Annotated in this window: 2 protein-coding genes; both read left to right on the top strand. The window is 63.6% G+C overall.

Going from position 1 to position 2,585, the window contains the following annotated elements:
* Nucleotides 1–186 precede the first annotated feature (186 nt).
* Nucleotides 187–1,713: an IS21 family transposase gene (istA, locus tag LDN95_RS22960; protein WP_226019817.1), complete on the top strand. Its 1,527-nt coding sequence runs from the start codon at nucleotides 187–189 to the stop codon at nucleotides 1,711–1,713.
* Nucleotides 1,714–1,724: 11 nt separating this feature from the next.
* Nucleotides 1,725–2,465: an IS21-like element helper ATPase IstB gene (istB, locus tag LDN95_RS22955; protein ID WP_226019816.1), complete on the top strand. Its 741-nt coding sequence runs from the start codon at nucleotides 1,725–1,727 to the stop codon at nucleotides 2,463–2,465.
* Nucleotides 2,466–2,585: the final 120 nt, after the last annotated feature.

Here is a 2,585-nt window from a genome sequence, read left to right as displayed (position 1 = left end):
TGCGGATTCCGACTTAATGCCGCCCGTCATTCCGAGGAATTCCGGCCCGGGATTCCGGACTGATCCCGCCCACCATTCCGCTTAATTTCCGCCCACCTTTGATGTGGTGTTGAGCCTGATCGTTTGAGGCCATCCTTCGGGCTGTTGAGCAGCTGGGAGGATTTAATGCCGACGAGGAGGGCTAAGATGCGCGCACTGCGCGAAGTGATGCGAATGTACCGGGAGGGTTGCCTTCCGGTACGAGAGATTGCCCGCCTGTCTGGAGTGGCCCGTTCGACGGTGCGGGACATGCTTGCCCGTTTTGAGCGATCTGGCCTTTCCTGGCCAGTTCCGGCCGAGATCAGCGACGCGGAACTGGAAGCCCGGCTTTATGGGCCTGCCGGCGTGAAGCCCGGACGGCGCAAGCAAGCAGAACCAGACTGGTCGGTGGTAGCGCGTGAGCTGAAGCGCAAGCACGTCACGCTGCAGGTTTTGTGGGAAGAGTACATCGCGGCTCACCCGGAGGGCTACCGCTACAGTCGCTGGTGCGAGTTGTTCCGGAGCTGGGAAGGCCGGTTGTCGCTTGTGATGCGCCAGAGCCATGCCGGCGGCGAGAAGCTGTTCGTCGACTACGCCGGCGACACGGTGCCGGTGGTGATCAACCGTCGGACCGGCGAGATCCGGGATGCACACCTGTTCGTGGCGGTGCTGGGCGGCTCGAGCCTGTCGTTCGCGTGCGCGACCTGGACGGAGCAGTTTTCTGACTGGGCCGAGGCCCACAACGCCGCGTTCGCGTTCTTCGGCGGCGTGCCGCGGTTGCTGGTGCCCGACAATGCCAAGGTCGCGGTGATCAAGGCCTGCAACTTCGATCCAATGGTCAACCGCAGCTACACCGACCTCGCCCGCCATTACGGTACGGCGGTGCTCCCGGCACGAAGCCGGAAGCCGAGAGACAAGGCGAAAGTGGAGGCTTGCGTCGGCATCGTCGAAAGATGGGTGCTGGGCCGGCTGCGCAACCGGATCTTCTACAGTCTGGCCGAGGTCAATGCGGGCATTGCCGAGTGCCTTGCCGATCTCAACGACCGGCGCGTGCTGCGCCAGTTCCAGAAGACCCGGCGCGAACTGTTCGAGGAGGTCGACGCGCCCAATCTCAAGCCGCTGCCTGCCGAGCCGTGGGTCCATGCCCAGTGGAAGCGCTGCCGGGTCGGGCTCGACTACCATATCGCGCTCGAGCAGCATCACTACTCGGTGCCGCATCGCTTCGCCCGCCGTGAGGTAGAAGCCCGCTTTACCGCACGCACTGTCGAGATCTTCCTGGGCGGCGAGCGCATCGCCGTTCACATGCGTGGCAGCGGAAATGGCCGGCACACGACTGTGCCCGAGCATATGCCCTCGAGCCACCGGCGCTATCTGGAATGGACACCCGCCAAGATCCGCGAAGAGGCGGCCCGGATCGGGCCGATGCTGTTGTTGCTGGTCGAGCGCATCATCAACGATCGCCCGCATCCTGAACAGGGCTACCGGTCCTGCCTTGGCATCATCGGCTTGGCCAAGCGCTTCGGCGCCGATCGGCTTGAAGCCGCCGCGGTCCGCGCTCTGGAGATCCAGGCGCGCAATTATCCTTCCGTCAAATCGATCCTCGAAAAGGGGCTCGACAAGGTGCCCGTGTCCAAAGCCCCGGAGCGCGAGCCGATCCTGCACGACAACATCCGGGGCTCCCAATACTACCATTGAGAGGAACAATGATGCTCAGACACCCAACCCTTGATCAATTGAACCAGCTCGGCCTGACCGGCATGGCGCACGCCTTCGCCGACCTCGACAACAACGGCGATGCCGTCAGCCTGAATCACGCCGAATGGCTGGCGTTGCTGCTCGATCACGAGGCTACCTGGCGTAACGACCGGCGTCTCGCGCTGCGCCTGCGACACGCCAAGCTACGGCACCACGCTGTGCCCGAGGACGTCGATTACCGCGCTGCGCGCGGGCTCGACCGCCGGTTGTTCGAAATGCTGCTCAAGGGCAACTGGATCGCCGCCCACGAGAACTGCGCGATTATCGGGCCAGCGGGGGTCGGCAAAAGTTGGCTTGCCTGTGCAATCGGCCACCAGGCTTGCCGGGACAATCGCTCGGTGCTCTACACCCGCCTACCGCGCCTGATCGATGACCTGTCGCTGGCCAAGGGTGACGGCCGCATCGCGGCCCGAATGAAGAGTCTCGCCCGCGTCGACCTGCTTATCCTCGATGACTGGGGCCTCGAACCGCTCGACGGCAATGCCCGTCATCACCTGCTCGAAATCCTCGAAGACCGTTACGGTCGTCGATCAACGTTGGTGACCAGCCAGCTCCCAGTAGCCAGCTGGTTCAATCTGATCGGCGACCCGACCTACGCCGATGCCATCCTCGATCGCCTCGTTCACAACGCCCATCGCCTAGAACTCTCCGGCGAATCCATGCGCCGAAATCTCCACGCTCAAGCCACTTGACCGACTGAAAAATCACATGTGAATAGCGGCCCGCGATCTGCTCCCCACCCGGGCGGCATCAAATCGGAACGGTGGGCGCGATCAGATCGGAATGGGTGGGCGGCATCGCCGGAATCCGCA

This window comes from Novosphingobium sp. FKTRR1, assembly GCF_020404405.1.
Lineage (GTDB): Bacteria > Pseudomonadota > Alphaproteobacteria > Sphingomonadales > Sphingomonadaceae > Novosphingobium.
This window is presented reverse-complemented; position numbering and strand designations above follow the sequence as displayed.

Excerpts from the sequence above, each read along its gene's own strand:
- istA (WP_226019817.1), top strand. The coding sequence starts at position 187 with ATGCGCGCACTGCGCGAAGTGATGCGAATGTACCGGGAGGGTTGCCTT.
- istB (WP_226019816.1), top strand. The coding sequence starts at position 1,725 with ATGCTCAGACACCCAACCCTTGATCAATTGAACCAGCTCGGCCTGACC.